Here is a 21,131-nt window from a genome sequence, read left to right on the forward strand (position 1 = left end):
AACAAAGGGCTAAAGATGAATATTTCCATGAAAGCAAATAAGTCAGTTGTATCTTCAAAGACGTTTCTTAGGTGGATCACGTTCTTTTTTGGTCTGTTGTTGGTTTTGGCGGTTTTACTATTTGAAACGCATGTAAAAAAAGATGTGTTAACGCAAATAGACAGCGAGTTTTCAACAACAAATCAGCGATTAAGGGAGGTGGTGACTTCATTTATATCTCGATCAAAATCAGATATTAGTTTTTTACACTCTACACCGCCGATTTCAGGGTTACCAAGAGCCCATTATAATAATGGTATAGACCCATATGATGGAACCACTTATAAACAGTGGAAAGAGCGATTAGAAACTATCTTTATTGGCTTTATGGAAAATAATTTAAATATTGAGCAATTGCGTGTTATTGCCGTTACCGCAACAGGAGAAGAGCTTATTCGTGTGCAGCGCCGAGGTGCTTCAGTTGAGGCTGTACCCGATTATTCGTTACAACCCAAAAGTGGGGAGCTGTATTTTTTACCGAGTTCGCAGCTTGAAGCTAAGCAAATATATTTATCGCCTATGTCGTTGAATCGCGAGTTTGGAGAAGTGACATTTCCATATAAGCCGATGTTACGGTTTTCTATCCCTATTTACAGTGAAGAAGGTAAGCGTTTTGCTTTCTTAATTATGAACGTTAGCGCAAATACCTTAATTGAAAAATTAACAACCACAGTGTTTGACTATTCTCAGCTTATAATTAGCAGCTCTGAAGGCGACTTTTTATATCACCCTATCGAAAAGTATCGATTTACAAGAGATTTAGCACCGAACATCACATGGGATACGCTATATGAGCAGTCGATCCAATATCAAGGACTTTATCGTGTGGATTCGAAGCAAAAAGTGGGCGAACAATACTATATGTTTTCCGATACAGTTCAAATGCGACCAGGGAAAAAGTTTAGTTATATTGATTTAAGTACTGTCGTTCCAAAGCTGTATATCGATAATATGATTAGTGATAAACGGCTTTTGACTTATGGGTTTTTATTGGTAATCATCTTTTTTACTGAAATACTGCTTATTACTTTTTATCGAAATGCAACCAAAAGCCAGGTGCTAGCTGAAGCACGTAGAGAGTCATCAGCCATTGTCGATGGTTCAATTGATGCCATTGTTGGATTAAATCTTCAAAGTGAACTAACCAGCCTTAACTTTAGTGCAGAGCGATTATTATCAACGTCTAAATCTTTATCTATAGGTATGCATACTAATGAATTGATATTACTCCAACAGCTGCCGATAGATAAGTATATTGCTGATTTGGAAAACTCGAAATCACAAATCAAAGATGAACGGTCCGTAGAGGTAAATGGGCAATCTTACTTTTTTGCTATTTCTGTAAGCCCGGTATTTTCTGAGCAGTTTGCACTCAATGGCCTTGCACTTATTATTAGGGATATTAGTAAAGAAAAAGCGGCCGAAGTTAAGGTAAAACGTTTGAACTCAGAGCTTGAGTCAAAAGTTAGAAACAGAACGAAAGACCTTGCTGAAGCGAAAGAGCAGGCTGTCATAAATAGTGATATTAAAAGCGCATATATTTCTAATATCAGCCATGAACTAAGAACCCCACTTAATGGTGTGATTGGAACATTAAATATTTTAAAGCGTGAAGAATTACCAGAAAAATCACGTAGGTTGATTAGTCTGATGGAGTTAAGTGCCACTAATTTAAACTTGTTGATAAACGATATATTGGATTTGTCTAAGATTGAAGCGGGTAAACTTGAATTAAATTTTAGAACATTTAATCCTAAATATTTGATTGAATGCTTAGTTGAATCGTGCTCCATAATGGCCTTTGATAAAGAGCTTGAGGTTTATCTTGATACACGAGGTTTAAATTGCCAGCGAGCTGTATCAGACCCATTAAGGTTAACCCAAATAATCAATAATTTAATTAATAATGCGATTAAATTTACAGAGCGTGGTTTCATAAAGATCAAAGTTGAATCAGAAAAGATTGAGGATCAAAAACACAAATTAATTATTAGCGTTCAAGACACCGGCGAAGGCATTGAATATAGTGCCCAGAAACACCTGTTTAAAGCATTTAATCAAGTCGATAGCACTATAAACGCTGAGTCTGGCGGTACGGGACTTGGATTATCAATATGCAAAGAGTTATGCCTGATGATGGGGGGGGATATAAAAGTCAGTTCGGTCCCACATAAGGGCAGTACGTTCAGTTTTGATATAATAATTGATAGTGAAAGTAGTGTGAATACACCACAGAACAAGCATTATTTGTCTAAAAAAGTCTTAGTTATTAATAATAATAAAGAATCACAAGAGCTACTAGGAGAGTTAATTCGTCATGAAGGGGGCGAGGTAGAACTCTCAAATTTTGAAGATTTAGCCGATATAACTGCTGAACCCTATGACATTATTTTCTTAGATGCAGAAGACAATAAAAGTGGTGAGTTAGAACAAATAATTGATGATTTCATACACCATAAATCAAACCTTAAAATTGTTGTGTTACATAAACCCGGATTGCCATTAACTAAAGGTATTTCAAGTAAGGTCACGACAATTAGTAAACCATTCACACAAAGTGATTTACTAAGAGCTATTGGATTAACTCTGAGTAAGGTTGAACAATTGCAGTTGCTTAGTGTAGAAGCAAGCGAAAACAGTAATATACCAGTACGAACTTTAGATCAAATTGATGGGGGGAGTATATTAATTGTTGATGATAATGAGATAAATATCGCAGTAGCAGTTGGAGCACTAGAATTTTTACCTATTTATGTAAAAACAGCAATTAACGGTGAACAAGCAATTGAAGCACTAAAGCTTAGCCGCATAGAAGGCAAGCCAATACGTTGTATTTTGATGGATTGTCAAATGCCTATCTTAAATGGTTACCAAGCTTGTGAGAAAATTCGTGCAGGAGATGCCGGTAATGAGTTTATAAATATACCTATTATTGCTATGACAGCTAACGCCATGATGGGCGAAAAAGAAAAGTGTTTATCGGTTGGCATGAACGACTATATTAGTAAGCCTATTCAAGCAAATGAGGCGCAAGCTAAAGTAATAGAGTGGACATTATCTAATTACGAAAAAAATGAACACTCTGTCACTGAAATTTTGGCTGAAAAAGAAGTGTTATGGGATCATGGTGCTGCACTTTCTCGTTTACTTAACAAAGAAGCTTTGCTTATTAAAATTTGTACTATGTTTATTAAAACAGCACCTGAAAAATTTAACCAACTAACAGAATTTGTCGATGATCATAATTATGAACAAGTTCGTCAAGTTGCGCATTCTCTTAAAGGTTTATGTGGTGAGATAAGCGCCGACAGGTTAAGAAGTTTGTTTGCAGAGATTGAATTACAAGCAAGCAAGGGGCAACTAGATATTGAAAAAGAGTTTTCACTTCTGGAAAAGCTGCTTCCTGCGTTATTGAATGACATGAATGAGTGGCTAGAAGAAAATAACAGTTAGATATGAGTTATTTCATGAAGTGGCACATATCAGCCTCTTAAGTTTTAACCGGATTGCGGTGATCATCTAAAACTATATGAAATTAAGCAAATAAAAATAATTCTCAATTTTATGCGATTATTAATTGCGAACTGTTTACGTTTAGATTAATATACAAGCTCGAATGTAATTGAGAGTGGTTTGTATTCATGTATATCTGTTTATGTCACGGTGTGACAGATAAAAAAATTGAACAAACAATCGACGAAGGTGCGACTACAATGCGCGAGCTTTCTAAAGAGCTTAAAGTCGGTAGCCAGTGCGGCAAATGCTGCGGCTGTACTAAAAAGATCCTCAATCGTAAACTTATCCAAATCGCTGATATTACTGAGCAAGTGGCGTAGCTATTGCTGGTGATTGTTTAATCTAAGTGACATTTATCTGTATTATAAAAACTAAAAAAGCAGCCTAAGCTGCTTTTTTTGATATTAACCAAACGTTATATTTGCGACTGCAGGTAGTTTTCAATACCGGTGCTTTTAATTAACTGTTGTTGCGTTTCTAGCCAGTCAATTTGCTCTTCTTGCTCAGATAAAATGTTATCGAGCGCTTCGCGGCTAATATAATCTTTTTTACTTTCAGCAAGTTTGATCGCATCTTTTAGATCAACCAATGAATCTAGTTCAAAACTCATGTTGCAAGCAATCATTTCTTCGCTGTTTTCGCCAATGCGTAAACGGCCAAGATCTTGAAGATTAGGTAGGCCTTCTAAAAATAAAATACGCTCAATTAAACGGTCAGCGTTTTTCATTTTTTGAATCGAGGTTTTGTAATCAGCTTTGTCTAATACGCTAAAACCAAAATCTTTAAACATACGGGCATGCAAAAAGTATTGATTAATGGCAACTAATTCATTTGCCAGTATTTTATTTAATGCAACAAGAACGTCTTTATCGCCTTTCATAATTTAGCTCCTATTCGCCCATTTGTGATTGGTGATAGTTTTGGCTACCAATTTTATCAATCAAACCAAGTTGTTGTTCAAGCCAGTAAACGTGATCTTCTTCGGTATCGAATAATAGCTTTTCAAGGATCTCACGTGACTGATAGTCTTTTTCTTGCTCACAGACTGCAATTACTTCTTTAACACATTCAACGACTTCAAGCTCTAGGGTTAAGTCATTTTGCATCATTGATTTAACATCATGACCAATAATAAGATCACGGCGTTTGGTCATGTTTGGTACGCCTTCGAGGAATAAAATACGCTTAATTAACCAATCAGCGTGATCTTTTTCTTCTTCCATTTCATGATTAAGGCGTACATAAAGTTTATCTAAACCCCAATCATCGTACATACGTGAGTGGATAAAATATTGATCGATTGCTGCAAGTTCATTTGCAAGCAATGTGTTAAAGCTGTCGATAACTTTTTGATTACCTTTCATAACGGCCTACCTTGAAATTCATAATTGCGACAAGTTTAGTGTAAAATCACAAGATTGCAAGTATTTTCCTTTTAAATCATATGGTTAATATTGCGTGTGATTCTCGTTTAAGTTTGCATTGTTGGTTGCTTTGTGAACAGATTGCTATTTATATTTAAGGTTAAAGATGAAATTAAGAAAGGCTCGTTCATTGCACCGCGCAATGAACGAGTTTAATGATGCTTAAAATTTATATTTAACGCCAACAGTTGCTGTTGTTCCTAAACCTTTGATGTTGTAGCCGCCGAATGTATATGACTGAGCACGGGCTGGAAAGTAATCTTCGTTAAATAAGTTCTCGATACCTGCAAACCCTTGCCAGTTATCAGCAAATTGGTATTGGCCAGTTAAGTTAAAAATATTATAATTTTCGACAGGACCCTGATCGCCCACATATTTGCCATCGTCATTTGCTGCAAAGCGTTTTCTATCGCCGACATACAGGTAACTTAATGTTAGTGACATAGCATCACTAGGTTGCCAGTTTAGGTTAGCTGTCGCTTTTGGTGGGCTGATCTGTTTAGAACCTAAATAAACATCTGCTTCAGTGTTTTTACCTTCAACATAGCTATACGTTGCCAGTAATTTTAGGTTTGCAGAAATTGTATAATCTACCAGTGTTTCGTAGCCCCAAATTTCCTGTGGTGCTCGCACTGGTTCATATACGCCGGTCACTTCATTAAATTTATTGGTTGTGCCAAGTTCAGAGGTACTACGATAGGCGGCAACTTCAATACGTACATTATCAAATTGTGAATTAAAACCAATTTCATAGTTGTCGATGATCGAGGCTTCAGTTTGGATCTGTCCAATATCGTTTACCGTGGCAGCACGCAACAAACGGCCAATATCTGAAATATCGGAGCCTTGTGAGTAGCTTAAAAATGGGCTGAATTTTTCATCAAGGTTGTACTTAATACCAACATTATAGGTTGTCGCATCGTAATCTATAGTGTCGCCTTTAACGTTAATAGGTACTGAGCACTGAGTTGGCGTTTTACATAGTTTAAGTGTGCGGTAGTCGTCTACCGTTAAATCAATGCTTTCTTTGCGAACACCGGCTTTGACAATAAGGTCATCAGCAATCACCCATTTGGTTTGTAAAAAGCCAGCAACACTTTGCATATCCATCTCTGGAACCCAGATACGGCCATCAACAAGTGGCTGCGAAGTCACATCGGTTAATGCATCGATACCATAAATAAATGAGGCTTCGATAGAATCAAAATCTATTAGGGTATTAAATGTTGCGCGTGCGCCTTTTTTCTCAGATCTTATAATTGACTGGCCGCCGTCATAATTTTCGTCTTGATTAGCAAGATTGGGGGAGAAGAAAAACACGTTTTCTATATCTTGCATATAAAGATCTAAGGTCATTTGGGTGTTATCAAATAGCGCGTAGTCTATGTACTTTAGGGTGATATTTTCGTTGCCTTCGGGGCCTTGTGGTTTACCTTGTTTTTGTAATTCAGGTGGTACATGGATTGCGTAGGTTTTTTCGCCTAAGCTGATATCGCCAGCAACATCGCCAAGGTCAGTTTTTTGCTGCGAACTGAAGTAGTTATAACTAAATTGTAGCTGTTTTTCGTCATCAAAATCATAGCCCAATTTAGTAAAGTAGTTTTGTGTAACTGCGTCAGATAAACCATATTGTAAACCGAGTATGTCACCCTGGGCATCGCGTTGTACGCCATTTTCTTCATAGCTGGCAGTAACTAAATAGCTAAATTTGTCAGCACGGCCATTAATGGCTGCTGATAGCCTTGCACCGGCACTTTCCTCAAGTTTTACCGCACTAAAGCGACTCGATAAACTTATTTCACCTTCGGTTTTACCATCACTTTTTGCTTGTTTAGTGATGTAATTAATAATACCGCCTGATGCACCGTTACCGTAAATAGAGGTGGCACCTTTGATCACCTCAATGCGGCCGATAGCACTTGGGTCGAGGCTCTTTATACCTAAAGAGCCATTACGCAGTGGGGTTGATTGCGGCACGCCGTCAATCATTATAAGTGGTGCGCGACCACGCAGCGTTTGCCCGGTATTACTCGAACTACCTGTATCAGGGGCAAGGCCCGGCACCATTTGCGCAAGTAAGCTTTGTAGCTCTGGATTTACTTTTAAATGCTCTTCGATTTGCTGTTGATTGATAATAGTAATTGATGCGGGAACCTCATCAATGCTTTCAAAAACACGGCTACCAGAGACAACCACACGCTCCATTTGCGTATCGGTTAATTGGTTTTTATTGATTGCTTCATCGGCAAAAGTGGCAGTGCTTACAGCGAGGGCTAATAAAGTGAAAGAGGTTTTAAACATGAAGATCCTTTACGACTATGTAATTATGAGATATTGCTGTTTTTATTGGCGCAATAATAAGTGTAAAGAAGTGTAAAGGCAAGGGTATTGATAGTTATTATCAATTGCATTTTGTTTTTTTGCTATTCAAAAAAGTTAAACATCAGCATTATGCTTGCAAAAAATGCCAACCAAAGCGGCGCACTTGCTTGATATTTTCCGACATTAAAAAGTTGATAACAAAAACCAATAAGCAGTAGTAGCTCAATAAGTAGCTGGAGTGGAAAACCCACAAAGGCATAAATGATTCCTATCACTGAGAGAAAGCTATTACCTGATAGTTTGCTCAAGGTGCCAGTAAAAAACTCGGCTGCTATAAAAAAGCACAAGTGGTTGATTATAAATAATAATAGAACACTTTTCATAGCTCTCGTCCTTAAGCTTTTTTCCTGATGCGCTAATAAGTGATTAATTCCATGTAATTGGTACGATTAATTTTAGGAGCTAAAATAGGAAAAATAAAGCAACGTCACTTGTTTAAAGTATGAGTTGCCACAAGGCAAAAAGTACATTTACATCGAGTCAGGAACGGCAGTTATTTGAAAGGTAAGGGTGGCATGAGTTGATCTGATAGTGTTACTGGTGGTGTGAACTTAAAGTTATTGTTCAACATCACCAGTGCGAGCTGATTTATTAAAACGTTATAATGCTGAGTTATCTATAATGGCGCTTATACCAAAAGTAACCCCCGCTGATAGTAAAAAAAGCAGGCAGTAGTGCAACCAATAGCCATAACATTTGCACCAAAAAACCGGCAAAATCGCCAATATGAAATTTGTATTTAAAATTCCACGCGCGAGTTGTAAGGTTGGCTTTTGAGGCATCGTAAGATTGCAGGACTTGACCGGTGTATTGATCGGCCCATACCCAACTATAAGCATGACTTTCATCAGGGTTTCTTACTCTAAGTGCAACTGGGTCGCTGGCTTTTTTAGGCAAATAGATACGAAATAATTCAGCCTCAGGAAATACAGCTAATGCGTTTTGTATAGCCACTGCAAAGTTATCGCCATTGATTATATTTGGCACCTCGAGTTCCGGCGCTTTAGGGCGTGCCTCTACATTATTTTGTGTTACAAACTCAAGCACTGCTTTGGTCTCGTCTTTCCAGTGAAATGCCATACCAGTAAAGGCAATTAAAATAAGAGGGATAAATAGATACATGCCAATCACTGTATGGAGTTGGTAAAGCAAAATACGTAATTTAGCCTTGGGTTTTATTACTAAACGTTTTAGGCGATTTTTAGGTTTAAGAAACATGTATACGCCAACGAATATATTGATAATAAAAATTAACGCACAGATAGAGACCCAATTGCGCAGCGGCTTTTTGCCATCTGTATCTTGGTATAATAGCCAACGATGAACGGCCATGGTAAAGCCATACACTGTACTGTAATAATCATATTTGAGCAGTACTTGTCCGGTATATGGGTTAACGCTGATATAGTTTTTATCAGCAAGCTGGGCTTGCCATGCAACAGTGGGCTGCTGCTCTGGCATAAGTAAAGTGACATTTTGTTTGGAGTGAACAGCCAGCGTATTGATAAGCACCGGATAGGCCAGTGGTGTTGATTGCGGGGTTACTGTCCAATATTGCGGGTTAATGATTTGCTGAATGTCTTTTGCGTAAATTAAAATAGCGCCGGTGATGCTTAAACAGATCAAAAACAGCCCACTAACTAATGTCAGTATTAAATGAGTACGGCGTAACCACAGCTTTAACAACACAGATATCCTATGATATTTATAAAAATAAAGATGCGATGATAAATGAGAACGCGAGCTGTTTTCAATAAAAATACGATTAAATGCAATTATGAGCTCGCATCATGGTTTGTTATTGTGGCTGTTTATATTCAATAATACATTGCTCAATAGCAAATTCATGGTGTAAATAGTCTTTAATTGCGTCAATATCAAGTGGCTGAGTAGCTATGATCACCAGTTCACAACAGGTCGTTTTCTCATCAATTTGCCAGGCTTTAATGCTGTGTACTTGGCTAATTGTAAAGTGCTTTTGTAACGCATTAGTGATTGCTTCACGATTAAAGTTATTGGGCGCAGCTTGCATAAGAATTTTGCAACTTTCAATCAGTAGTAATACCCCGTGATAAATTACATATGCCGAAATGAATACTGTGGCAATCAAATCAACAATATACCATTGATAGAGAATAATTAAGGTACCAGCCACAATTACCACGATCGAGGCCATAGCATCAGACACATTATGAATAAATGCAGCGCGAATATTCATGCTATTTTTTGCCCCCGCACGAAAGGTCAACACCGCCGTCGCAACATCAATTACTAGTGCCAATGCTGCTACCCACACTACAATCCAGCCATCGATTGGAGTGGGGTTAAAATAGCTGTCAATGGCTTCTAGTATTAAAAATCCACCAATAATGATTAAGGTGCTGCTGTTTAACAATGTGGCTAAAATTTCTGCACGTTTATAACCAAAATGATAGTGCTCGTTAGCGGGTTTATTACCAATTCTACGGGCGATTAATGCGATAAAAATAGCCGCTGCATCACTGAGATTATGCAGTGCATCGGCAATTAAAGACAGACTGCCAGAGATGAGACCGCCAACAACTTGGGCAATAGTAAGTAGCACATTGATAAAAACAGCGAAGCCTAGCTGGCGATCACTTTGGTCGTCATTGTGATGACTATGAGAATGTTGATGAGCCATATTGAGTATTGCCTAAGTTGTTATTATATTGATACTACAATACTAAATGAGCATTGCTGAATTAGCCAGCGGCATAAAGTTGGCATCTGTCGCGAGCGGTTAAGCACTTCTCAGTAACGAAAAGATATGTTAAGTTAGCTTGGAAATCGTTCAAAGGATATATTGCTTGAAGCAATTAGTGTTGTTAATCTTAGCGTTTGTACTACTTCAGCCTGTGCTGGATAGTTTTGACGTGGCTGATCATAACACTGCTATTAATGTAACCTCGCAATTATTATATCAACAAAGTCAATTAGACGAACACTGCTCTGTCAATAACGATCATGATATTCACCAACTGCAACATCAGCAATTAAGCCAAGCCTTAGCTGATAACGCCGATGATGCGCATTGTCATGTATGTCATATTCCTGCATTTTTTACTGAGCCGTGGCAGCAGCATGTCAATTTACCAAGCTACGACATTATTAGTTTGAACGCCCCTGCATTTAATTCGCGTCTGCTTATTCCTGATCTACGCCCTCCAATTACTCACTCACTAAGTTAATTTTTAGCTGGCCAACATCATGGTCACCGATTTATTTAGTAAGAGTATATGTTATGAATTTATACAAACCATTTGGGTTTGCTTGTCTGTGTGCGACTGTATTAGCTGCACCATCCGCATTGGCTACGCCAACGCATAATACCGGCGATTTAACCTGGTTGTTGTCGCAATTAAAACAACACCCAAATTTACAGGCTGATTTTCAGCAGCTGCAAAGTGCCACTGCATCTGTGCGAGCCGCAGGGCAATCTCTATATAATCCAAACCTTGAGTCGAGTATTGAAAAAGAAGGCGATGCTAATAATTTTAGTATTGGGCTGAGCCAAACATTTGATATTAATGATCAACAACAGGCACAACACAGTGCGGCGCTACTGACACTGGTTGCACAGCAGCAGCGTTTGCAATTAACATATTTACAATTAGTTGAACAAACCCTGATTGCGCTTATCAATTGGCGCAGTAGTAAAGCAGCTTTTCAGTTAGCGCAACAGCAAGAGCAGCAATTAGAGCGTTTAGTTACCGTGGTTAAGCGCCGTCGAGCGGCCGGAGAAGTCGGGTTGCTGGATGAACAATTAGCGTTGTACTCACTATCAGAAATTTTGAATCAAACCGCCCAACAAGCCAGTGCTTATGCAGATGCTAAATTAGCTGTGCAGGCACTGTTACCAACGTGGCACGAAGATGGGCAGCTGACACCTGAACAGTTACTCAGTGGTATTAAACTCACTACAGATACTGAAAATGTGGTCCAACATCCACAACTTTTGCTGGTGAAATCACAATGGCAACAACAGCGTCAGCAAGTAAAGGTGATCAAAGCAGAACGAGCCGTCAAACCAACCATTGGGCTTGTAGCAGGTAAAAATGGTGATGATAACCTTGTCTCTGTGAGTTTTTCTATGCCGCTGAATATAGTGAATAATTTTAGCGATGAATACCAAGCCGCTGAATTTACGGTGATGTCAAAAGAAGCCGAATATCAAGCTTTAAAGCGCACTATGACGTTTCAAGCACAAGCCAGTAAAGAGGTGATGCAAGCGTACGCTCAGCGCGTTAAGCGTTGGCAGTCGATTAACCAAGCAAATGCAGATAGCAGCCTTGCGTTGATAGAGCAACAATGGCAAAGCGGTGATATCAGTACCGCTGAGTACTTAACCATGCGCCAACAGCGTATTTCAGGATTACTTGCTGGCATTGAAATTGTTCAGCAGAGCCAACTGGCGAGTGTGAATTGGTTAACGCAAAGTGGTCAACTTAGCCATTATATTTCTACCTTTACGGATCCCCTAACTGATGGAGCTGCACTATGACGCGCTTAAAAATTATTCTTTCTGCTCTGCTATTTATTTTTAGCAATTTAGGGCAGGCAACCACTGTTGCACAACAAAAGTTTGATGATACAAAAACAGGTCATCAACACAGTGAAGAAGCACCGCACGCTCATACACCAGATGCAGCCCTTGATCATAGTGCTACCACAGCAGTACAACCGAGTGAGAATGTTGCACATGATCAAGCCGGCGGGGTACGTTTAACCCCGACACAAATGCGTTTAGCAAATGTGCAGATCAGCCCATTAGAAAAGCACACTTATCAAGCGCAGTTGTATGCCCCTGGTGAAATCAAAGCTAATGGTTATAGCAGTTATGTGTTGTCGCCACGAGTAGATTCAATTGTGGTGAAACGTCACGCAACCTTAGGACAACATATTCAAGTAGGCGCACCGTTAGTGACTTTATTTAGTGCTGAGGTCGCCAGTGCACAAACCACTTATCGATTAGCTAAAGCACAGTGGCTGCGGGTGCAAAAAATGGGCAAAGGTACGGTGAGCGAAAAACGCTTACTCACAGCCAAGGCAGAATATGAAGTGGCTCACAGTCAACTTGTGGCGTTTGGTTTATCGGCTAAAGCAATTGCGCAAAGTGCGGTAAGCCCAGCCGATAAACTGGGGGAGTACACATTATTTGCTGGCACCTCAGGAGCTGTGCTCAGTGATAATTTTGCACAAGGGCAGCGGGTCGATGCAGGAATTGAACTTATGCTGATTGCTGATGAAAGTCTACTATGGGTTGAAGCGCAATTGTCGGCAAATCAAACCATTAATATTGATACAGGCACAATAGCGCAAGTGAAAGTGAATCAATTCACATACCCAGCCAAGGTGATCCAAGAAGCACACACTATAGATCAGATCACTCGTTCACGGATTGTGCGTTTAAGTGTACAAAACAGCCAGCATCAATTACACCCAGGGATGTTTAGTGACGTGTATTTTGAATTTTCAACTGAGCAACAAGTGTTGGCAGTACCAGAGCAAGCTCTACTTAGGAACCCAGATGGTGATTGGGCGGTATATGTGCAAGATGAAGACGGTGAACTCATAGCAACTGAAATTGAACGTGGCCGACGGTTTGGTCAGCTTCGTGAAATTAAAGGATTAGCTGAGGGCACTAAAGTCGTTACTCAAGGAGCATTTTTTGTCGCATCAGAACTAGCTAAAGGCGGTTTTGATCCGCACAACCATTAGGAGCTAACACTATGTTTAATAATATAATAGATAGTGCGATTGCTAATCGACTACTGGTTTTGCTGACTCTTTGTGTATTAATTGTCACCAGTGTTGTGGTGATCCCAAAACTCAACCTTGATGCTTTTCCAGATGTTACCAATGTGCAAGTGGCTGTTAATACCGAAGCACCAGGTTTGGCTGCCGTTGAAGTTGAGCAGCTGATCACTTACCCAATTGAAGCGGTCATGTATGCATTACCTGATGTAGAGCAAGTTCGTTCGATTTCTAAAACGGGGCTTTCTGGTGTTACCGTGGTGTTTAAAGAAGGGGTGGATATCTATTTTGCCCGCCAACTGGTATTTGAGCGTTTGCAAGCAGCGAAAGAACTGATCCCGGACGGGATTGGCTTGCCAGAAATGGGCCCGAATACGTCAGGGCTCGGGCAGGTTTACCAATACTTATTAGCGGCATCACCTGAGTCTGGCTTGGATAGTATGGCGCTGCGCAGCTTAAACGATTGGATTGTGAAGTTACTCATCTTACCCGTTGATGGGGTTACCGAAGTACTGTCGTTCGGTGGTGATGTGCGTCAATATCAAGTAAATCTTAACCCAAATAAGTTATTAGCTTATCAGCTCGAGCAACAACAAGTGGTAACTGCGCTGGAAGAAAACAACACCAATGTAGGTGGCTGGTATATGAACCGCGGCCAAGAGCAGTTAGTTATTCGTGGAACAGGTTGGTTTAATGCCGGCACACTAGGGCTGCAAGAAATAGCACAAACGCCATTGAAAACCATCAATGGCACAGTGATCACCATTGCCGATGTGGCAGAGGTGACGCTTGGCAGTGAAATTCGCCAAGGTGCCGCTACGATGAGTAAAAAAGATGGTCAAGGTAATGTGCAATCATTAGGTGAAGTGGTGACAGGAGTGGTATTAAAACGCATTGGTGCAAATACCAAGCAAACCATTGATGGTATTTGCGCGCGGATTGCGATGATCAATCAAGCACTACCAGAGGGAGTAACGTTTGAACCGTTATATGACCAAGCTGATTTGATCACCAAAGCGGTTGATACTGTGGTAGATGCCTTGCTATTAGCGTTTGTATTTATTGTGGTTGTGCTGGCGTTGTTTTTAATGAATTTACGCGCCACATTATTGGTTTTATTGTCTATACCAATCTCCATTAGTATGGCTTTATGTGTCATGTCGTGGTTAGGGCTCTCGGCTAATTTGATGTCACTCGGTGGTATTGCTGTGGCAATTGGTATGCTGGTGGATGGCTCTGTGGTGATGGTGGAAAATATTTTTCGTCACTTAACTAACAATACTCATGCTGATCACTCACCGGCTAAATTGATTTCTATGGCGGCTAAAGAAGTTGCCAGGCCGGTATTTTTTGCTGCACTAATTATTTTAGTCGTGTTTATGCCGCTGTTTAGTTTTGAAGGTGTAGAAGCTAAATTATTCCAGCCAATGGCTATAAGTATCATGTTAGCCATTATTTCTGCTGTGATTGTTGCGCTAGTAATCGTGCCAGCAATGGCAGTGTATTTATTTTCTAAAGGTGTCACAGTTAGGCGCAGTGTATTACTTGAACCGTTAGATAAAACTTATCAAACATGTTTACGCTGGGCAATGAACGCACGTAAAACGGTGATCTCGCTGGCGGGAATATTAGTGATGATTGCTGGTATCTTATTGCCGCAACTAGGCACTGAGTTTGTGCCAGAGCTTGAAGAAGGCACTATTAACTTACGGGTAACACTGGCACCTTCGGCAAGCTTGGATACAGCATTAATGGTCGCTCCTAAGTTGGAAGCGATATTATTGGCCTTTCCTGAAGTTGAGTATGCACTTAGCCGAATTGGTCGCCCAGAAGTCGGGGGGGATCCAGAGCCAGTTAATAATATTGAAATTTACTTAGGTTTAAAGCCGGTGAGTGAATGGCAATCAGCTGCTAATCGTGCACAACTGCAAGTGTTAATGGAACAAAAATTAGCGCAGTTTCCTGGTTTATTGTTTAACTTTTCACAGCCGATAGCCACGCGGGTGGATGAGCTACTATCAGGGGTGAAAGCGCAACTAGCGATTAAGCTGTTTGGTGCTGATTTAGATGTGTTAGTCGCTAAAGGGCAGCAAATTGAGCAAGCTGTAAAAGGTGTTGCTGGCGCTAAAGATGTGGCAATGGAACAAATTGCTGGTGAAGCACAATTAGTGATAAAACCGAACCGCTTAGCACTTTCTCGCTATGGTTTATCTGTGGGGGATTTAATGTCTATAGTGCAAGATGGCATTGGCGGCACTGCGGCAGGGCAAATTATTAATGCCAATGAGCGGTATGATATTTATGTGCGCATTGGTGCAGAGTTTCGTGACAGCCCAGAAGCCATTGCAGACCTGCGTTTATTATCACCGACAGGTGCCGTGGTTAGGGTTGGGGATGTCGCAACGGTTAATATTGAATCTGGTCCGCCACAAGTGCGTCGTGATGACGTTCAGCGCCGAGTAGTGATCCAAGCCAATGTACAAGGGCGCGATATGGGCTCAGTCGTCGCGGATATTCGCCTTGCCATAGCTGAGCAAGTTGATTTACCCGCAGGTTATGGTGTGAATATCGGCGGTCAATTTGAAAACCAACAACGGGCGCAGCAACGTTTATCTATCGTGGTGCCTATTTCGCTGGCTTTGATTGCATTACTTTTGTATTTTGCATTTGGCTCAATAGGCCAAGCATTGCTGATTTTAGTCAATGTGCCGTTAGCAGTTATTGGTGGTGTGGTTGCACTTTACGTATCGGGGCAATATTTATCAGTGCCAAGCTCTGTGGGTTTTATTACCTTGTTTGGGGTAGCTGTGCTTAACGGCGTGGTGATGGTTGAGAGTATTAATAATCGTGTTAAAGCGGGAGATAGTCTACAAAGCGCAGCATTTAATGGCGCACTATCTCGGCTGCGACCCGTACTAATGACGGCGTTAACCTCAGCGCTTGGTTTGATACCCATGTTGATATCAACAGGGATCGGCGCTGAAATTCAAAAACCATTAGCAACGGTTATTGTTGGCGGATTATTTACCGCAACCTTTCTTACCTTATTTGTATTGCCGGTACTCTACACTCAATTTAGTCAGCAGTTTTACCGTGTCAATGGGAATAAAAACTAGCTCTACTGCAGTACCTTACACAAGGCGCATAAACTTGCGTCTTGTGCTATTTAGTGCATTAATATAAGTAAGTTTCTAAAACAATAAAAAGTTGATTATGGAAATACAATGCTGAATGGCCTGTTAAAAAATAAAAGCCAATCTATACGGACGAAACTGATTGTTACTTTTATTGTCATTGCGCTAGCACCATTATTTTTAATGTCTTGGTTTAGTCTTCAACATGTAAGCAACTCCCTTGAAAAAAGCGCCCAAACTGAACTTGGTGAATTAAGCAGTATTGGTAAGCAATTTGCGAATATTTGGTTTGCAGATCACATTAAAGACCTATATCTATTAAATGATCAACTAAGTCATAGCCAGCTAAATAAACGGCTACTGATTGATGAGTTTGTTGATCGATATGATTTTGTCAATGAAATTCATATTATCTTCGACCCCTCAAATACCCCAAACCCAGTTAATAACAGTGCGTTTTCAGCCTTAAATCGTGATCAGTTAATTGCGATGCTAGCGGCTATTGAGCAAGGGCAAAAAAGTGTATTTATATCTTCAATGGGGGCTGAAACACATCATTTTGTGGCGTTACCTATGATAGACGAGCAACGCGGACTTTATGCAATAGTATTAGCGAATATAAATTTTCAAGGCTTGCTCGATAATTTAGAACATATTAATAATAATGAGGGACTAACTTTCTTTATTGTGAAAGCAGGTGAAATCAAAGGTGCCCAATTGCACCCGAGTGTATTACCAAAAGCTGATTATTTTACTAATGTGGCAAATACTGAACAGGTTTTTACCTATCGAAAAATAGATGACACATTACACTATGCCATTTTAACGGACTTGAATTTTGCAAACGCCACAGGCTGGCAGCTATTGGTTGAAAAGCCTGCAGCCGTTATGTTGCAAGGTGCCAGTGACTATAAGTTTGCAGCTGTGGTTGCTAATGCTTTTGCATTTTTAGTGATCTTAATTCTATCGTGGTGGTTTGGACGACGTTTATCTCGCCCGTTCATTAGCCTTGCCAATGCCAGCGCTGAAATAACCCGAGGTGAGCGCAACAATATTCCTATTCTGGAAGACAGTAGTGAATTACATCAGCTGTCGATTGATCTAGAACACTTAGTCAGTAGTAAGGTACAACAGCAAGAACGGCTAGAGCATCAAAGCACAGCGCTTCAGCTTGCCTTAAAACAGTTAGCGGAACAAAAAAGTGCACTTGATGAACATGCAATTGTTGCTGTGACCGATATCAAGGGCACGATCACCTTTGTTAATAAGAAATTTTGTGAGATCAGCGGTTACAGCGAAAGTGAATTGTTAGGAAAAAACCACCGTATTTTAAACTCTGGGACTCATCCTAAAGATTTTTTTAAGGACATGTATAAAGCCGTAACCGCAGGCAATGTATGGCATGCGCAAATCTGTAATCGAGCAAAAAATGGTGACTTTTATTGGGTCGATACTACAGTTGCGCCTTTTTTAGATGAACAGGGCAAGCCCCAAAGTTATATCGCTATTCGCACCGACATCACAGCATTAAAACTACAAGAATTTGAACTCGAACAACACAAAACACAATTACAATTAGTGTTGGACAGCACTGCAGTAGGGATTTGGGACTGGTATGTAGATACTGGCAAAGCATACTTTAATAACCGCTGGGCGAGTATTATCGGTTATAAATTGGAAGAACTACAACCAACTGATTTTAATACATGGAACAAATATACTCATCCAGATGATCTTGTTACTTCAGGGCAGCTTTTAGAGCAGCATTTTGCGGGTGAGAGCGATTATTATGTCTGCGAAGTTCGTATGTTGCATCGTCTCGGACATTGGGTGTGGGTACTGACCACAGGACGTATCGTTGAGCGCAATAGTGATGGCTCTGCAAAACGAATGATAGGTACTCACCTTGATATTACAGAGCGAAAAGAAACAGAAGCACAATTACAATTGAGTCGCGACCGATTTGTGTCTCTGGTCGGCAATATTCCAGGCATTGTGTATCGATGTAAATACGATGCCCAATGGAGCATGCTCTACCTGAGTGAACAAACAAAAGTTATTACCGGCTATGAACCAAATGATTTAGTTGATAATCATAAGCTTAGCTTTGTTGAATTAATTCACCCGGATGATGTTGCTAGCGTGGCTGAGAAAGTGAGAGTCGATATTGATGCTCGTCAGCCATGGTCATTAGAATACCGTTTGGTCGCTTCTGATGGCTGTATTCATTGGGTACATGAAAAAGGTCAAGCAGTGTATGATCAGGCTGGCAACGTATTGTATTTAGATGGTTTTATTCATGATATAACCGAGCGTTATCATACTCAATCGACACTTTATCGCCAACAAAGTTTACTTGAAGCAATGAGTAAACAAGGCCAAATTGGTGCCTGGGAAGTGGATTTAGAAGCACAGACAATGTATTGGTCCGATGAAGTCAAAGCAATTCATGAAGTCGCTGACGACTACCAGCCAGTAATAGGGCAAGCTCTTGATTTTTATAAGCAAGGTGAACATCGTGATAAAATTAGCGAACTGTTTGAAGATGCAGTTATTAATGGTAATAGCTGGGAAATTGAGTTAATCCTTGTCACAGCGTTAGGCAATGAAAGGTGGGTTAAGTCGATAGGGCAAGTTGAATTTAAAAATGAACGTTGCGTGCGTGTGTATGGTTCATTTCAAAATATTGATACTTATAAACATCTCGAATTAGAGAGTAAAAAAGCCAACCAATATAATAAAAACCTAGCGAGTTTAACCGTCTCACCTGAGTTATTGGCAGGTAATTTCGATGTAGTAAAAAATTTAGTGACGCAGTCAATGTGTGATGTACTTGATGTGCAACGCTCAGCAGTGTGGGTGTTTGATGAAGCTAGCGATGAAATGACGTGCGTGAGTTTATTTATCGATGATCAAGGTTTTGTTGAGCAGCCTTTAGTGCTTAAAGCGAGTGAATTTCCCGCTTATTACAAAGCAATATTTGCACAAGGTTTAGTGGCAATTAATGATGTTAATAGCCATCCTGCAACCGCCGAATTGATTGACACTTACACAACACCATTAAATATTAATTCGATGCTCGATGCCGTTATATCTACCGGTGAGGGTATATTAGGAGTGCTCTGTGCGGAAAGTGTCGGTAGCTATCGCTGTTGGAGCCAAAATGAAGAAACCTATTTACGCTCTTTAGCGACCTTAGTGGGCAGCGTGTTAATGTCGCAAAGGCGTAAGCAAACCGCCCAAGAGCTGAAAATTGCATTAGTCAAAGCCAATGCTGCTGCAACAGCAAAAAGTCAATTTTTAGCAACCATGAGTCATGAAATTCGTACCCCAATGAATGGGGTGTTGGGTATGCTTGAGCTGATCGAACTTGAAGCGTTGACCAAGCCGGTGCGAACGAAAGTCGCGATAGCAAAAAATAGCGCGCATTCTTTATTGTCGGTGATCAATGATATTTTAGATTTTTCGAAAGTTGAAGCCGGTAAAATCGAGCTAGAAAGTATCAACTTCAATGTCTGTAATTTACTCGGAGAGGTGGCGGAATCTCAAGCCCTTGCGGCGCAAGATAAAGATATCGAAATCATTATTGATTTAGTGGCTGTGACACCGGTGCAATTTAAAGGCGATCCGGGGCGTATTCGCCAAGTGCTGACCAATTTACTGAGTAACGCTGTTAAGTTTACTGCGCAAGGTGAAGTAGTGATCCGCGCATCAGTAACTCCTATTGAACAACAATATCAGCTCAGTATTTGTGTAAAAGACTCTGGCATCGGAATTGATCTAACCAAGCAAGAAGATTTATTCAGCCCATTTTCGCAAGTAGATGCCTCGACTACGCGTGAATATGGCGGCACTGGATTAGGTTTGGCGATTAGTAAACAATTGTGTGAGTTAATGGGTGGAGAAGTAACGTTAGTCAGTGAGGTAGGGCATGGTTGTGAGTTTACCGCGACAGTGATGCTAGAGGCGGGAAGTGACACTGAGCGTAGTATACCGACCATAGATATGACCAAGCTCACTATATTGGTGGTTGATGATAACGAAACCAATCGGATTGTGATAAGCCAACAGCTTGCTCATTGGGGTGCAAAAGTTGAGCTTGCTTGTAATGCAGCACAAGCCTTGCAGTTATGTAAAAAGCGCCTTGCAGATAAACTTAATTTGTATGATATTGCCGTGTTGGATATGCAAATGCCAGGAATGGATGGCTTAGCACTGTGTCGAAAATTAAAAGCCGATGATGATTTTAAAGCAATGCCATTAGTAATGATGACCAGTATCGCTGGCATGGAAGGAGTACAACGTTTTAGCGATGCAGGGTTCCAAGCGTATTTTCCAAAACCTATCACTACGGCTGATTTGATCAGTGCCATGGCGGTGATCGCTCATGGTGGTAGCGCCGATTTACCTTTAGTGACATCAAGTTATATATCCTCACTGCGTAGTGATCAGCATAGAGCAAATAGCCATATTTTATTGGTTGAAGACAATCCGATTAACCAGCAAGTATCTAAACTAATGTTAAGTAAACTGAATTTTACCGTAACGCTAGCGGAGAATGGTCAGCAAGCCCTTGATATTTTAGCGAAAGTACCTGCAGAACACTTTAATTTAGTGCTCATGGACTGCCAAATGCCGGTGCTGGATGGATTTGACGCTACTCGCGCAATTCGTGCCGGTGAGGCGGGTGCTAAACATCAACAGATCACAATTATTGCACTCACAGCCAATGCAATGGATGAAGACAAACAGCTGTGTTTAGCGTCTGGAATGGATGACTACTTGGCTAAACCAATTCAACTACAAATATTAAAAGATAAACTAGATCAGTATTAAACAATGCAGTAATAAATAAGAGAGC

12 protein-coding genes are annotated in these 21,131 nt (G+C 40.3%); 7 read left to right on the forward strand and 5 right to left on the reverse strand.

Annotated features, from left to right (window positions below; all coding sequences use genetic code 11):
* Positions 1-15: 15 nt before the first annotated feature.
* Positions 16-3,492 (forward strand): ATP-binding protein, encoded by a 3,477-nt coding sequence (locus H5154_RS06635; RefSeq protein WP_182717813.1) that lies wholly within the window; start codon positions 16-18, stop codon positions 3,490-3,492.
* 188 nt (positions 3,493-3,680) lie between these two features.
* Positions 3,681-3,875, forward strand: coding sequence for a (2Fe-2S)-binding protein (locus tag H5154_RS06640; RefSeq protein WP_145236256.1), 195 nt, complete (start codon positions 3,681-3,683; stop codon positions 3,873-3,875).
* A gap of 95 nt (positions 3,876-3,970) precedes the next feature.
* Here H5154_RS06640 and bfr (H5154_RS06645) read toward each other — a convergent pair whose 3' ends face one another.
* The 5 genes from bfr (H5154_RS06645) to H5154_RS06670 form a co-directional block, all read right to left on the reverse strand.
* On the reverse strand, positions 3,971-4,435 hold the full coding sequence (gene bfr, locus H5154_RS06645; RefSeq protein ID WP_182717814.1) for a bacterioferritin: 465 nt from the start codon (positions 4,433-4,435) through the stop codon (positions 3,971-3,973).
* A gap of 10 nt (positions 4,436-4,445) precedes the next feature.
* Positions 4,446-4,919: a bacterioferritin gene (gene bfr / locus H5154_RS06650; protein ID WP_149980077.1), complete on the reverse strand. Its 474-nt coding sequence runs from the start codon at positions 4,917-4,919 to the stop codon at positions 4,446-4,448.
* Between the two features lie 222 nt (positions 4,920-5,141).
* Positions 5,142-7,280, reverse strand: coding sequence for a TonB-dependent receptor (locus H5154_RS06655; protein ID WP_182717815.1), 2,139 nt, complete (start codon positions 7,278-7,280; stop codon positions 5,142-5,144).
* Between the two features lie 693 nt (positions 7,281-7,973).
* Positions 7,974-9,047, reverse strand: coding sequence for a PepSY domain-containing protein (locus H5154_RS06665; protein ID WP_182717837.1), 1,074 nt, complete (start codon positions 9,045-9,047; stop codon positions 7,974-7,976).
* Between the two features lie 112 nt (positions 9,048-9,159).
* Entirely contained in the window at positions 9,160-10,023 is an 864-nt protein-coding gene (locus H5154_RS06670; protein WP_145236243.1) for a cation diffusion facilitator family transporter, read from the reverse strand.
* A gap of 166 nt (positions 10,024-10,189) precedes the next feature.
* On the opposite strand from H5154_RS06670, the gene H5154_RS06675 reads away from it, so the two are divergent.
* The 5 genes from H5154_RS06675 to H5154_RS06695 all read left to right on the forward strand — a co-directional run bounded on the left by H5154_RS06675 (position 10,190) and on the right by H5154_RS06695 (position 21,106).
* Entirely contained in the window at positions 10,190-10,570 is a 381-nt protein-coding gene (locus tag H5154_RS06675; RefSeq protein WP_182717816.1) for a hypothetical protein, read from the forward strand.
* A 53-nt stretch (positions 10,571-10,623) separates the two neighbouring features.
* Complete coding sequence (locus tag H5154_RS06680) at positions 10,624-11,883, forward strand: TolC family protein (RefSeq protein ID WP_182717817.1); 1,260 nt, start codon at positions 10,624-10,626, stop codon at positions 11,881-11,883.
* A complete protein-coding gene (locus tag H5154_RS06685) occupies positions 11,880-13,100 on the forward strand; it encodes an efflux RND transporter periplasmic adaptor subunit (RefSeq protein ID WP_182717818.1) in 1,221 nt (406 codons plus the stop codon). Before H5154_RS06680 ends, H5154_RS06685 begins: the two co-directional genes overlap by 4 nt.
* Positions 13,101-13,111: 11 nt before the next feature.
* Positions 13,112-16,252 carry an efflux RND transporter permease subunit gene (locus tag H5154_RS06690; RefSeq protein ID WP_182717819.1) on the forward strand — a complete coding sequence of 1,047 codons (3,141 nt, stop codon included), beginning with the start codon at positions 13,112-13,114 and terminating at the stop codon, positions 16,250-16,252.
* Positions 16,253-16,360: 108 nt separating this feature from the next.
* Positions 16,361-21,106: a PAS domain-containing protein gene (locus H5154_RS06695; RefSeq protein ID WP_182717820.1), complete on the forward strand. Its 4,746-nt coding sequence runs from the start codon at positions 16,361-16,363 to the stop codon at positions 21,104-21,106.
* Positions 21,107-21,131 lie beyond the last annotated feature (25 nt).

The sequence above is a fragment of the Pseudoalteromonas sp. SR44-5 genome, from assembly GCF_014163675.1.
Lineage (GTDB): Bacteria > Pseudomonadota > Gammaproteobacteria > Enterobacterales > Alteromonadaceae > Pseudoalteromonas > Pseudoalteromonas rhizosphaerae.

What these genes read in the sequence shown, in the direction of transcription:
- H5154_RS06635 (WP_182717813.1), top strand. Translation starts at nt 16, where the DNA reads ATGAATATTTCCATGAAAGCAAATAAGTCAGTTGTATCTTCAAAGACG.
- H5154_RS06640 (WP_145236256.1), top strand. Translation starts at nt 3,681, where the DNA reads ATGTATATCTGTTTATGTCACGGTGTGACAGATAAAAAAATTGAACAA.
- bfr (WP_182717814.1), bottom strand. Translation starts at nt 4,435, where the DNA reads ATGAAAGGCGATAAAGACGTTCTTGTTGCATTAAATAAAATACTGGCA.
- bfr (WP_149980077.1), bottom strand. Translation starts at nt 4,919, where the DNA reads ATGAAAGGTAATCAAAAAGTTATCGACAGCTTTAACACATTGCTTGCA.
- H5154_RS06655 (WP_182717815.1), bottom strand. Translation starts at nt 7,280, where the DNA reads ATGTTTAAAACCTCTTTCACTTTATTAGCCCTCGCTGTAAGCACTGCC.
- H5154_RS06670 (WP_145236243.1), bottom strand. Translation starts at nt 10,023, where the DNA reads ATGGCTCATCAACATTCTCATAGTCATCACAATGACGACCAAAGTGAT.
- H5154_RS06680 (WP_182717817.1), top strand. Translation starts at nt 10,624, where the DNA reads ATGAATTTATACAAACCATTTGGGTTTGCTTGTCTGTGTGCGACTGTA.
- H5154_RS06685 (WP_182717818.1), top strand. Translation starts at nt 11,880, where the DNA reads ATGACGCGCTTAAAAATTATTCTTTCTGCTCTGCTATTTATTTTTAGC.
- H5154_RS06690 (WP_182717819.1), top strand. Translation starts at nt 13,112, where the DNA reads ATGTTTAATAATATAATAGATAGTGCGATTGCTAATCGACTACTGGTT.
- H5154_RS06695 (WP_182717820.1), top strand. Translation starts at nt 16,361, where the DNA reads ATGCTGAATGGCCTGTTAAAAAATAAAAGCCAATCTATACGGACGAAA.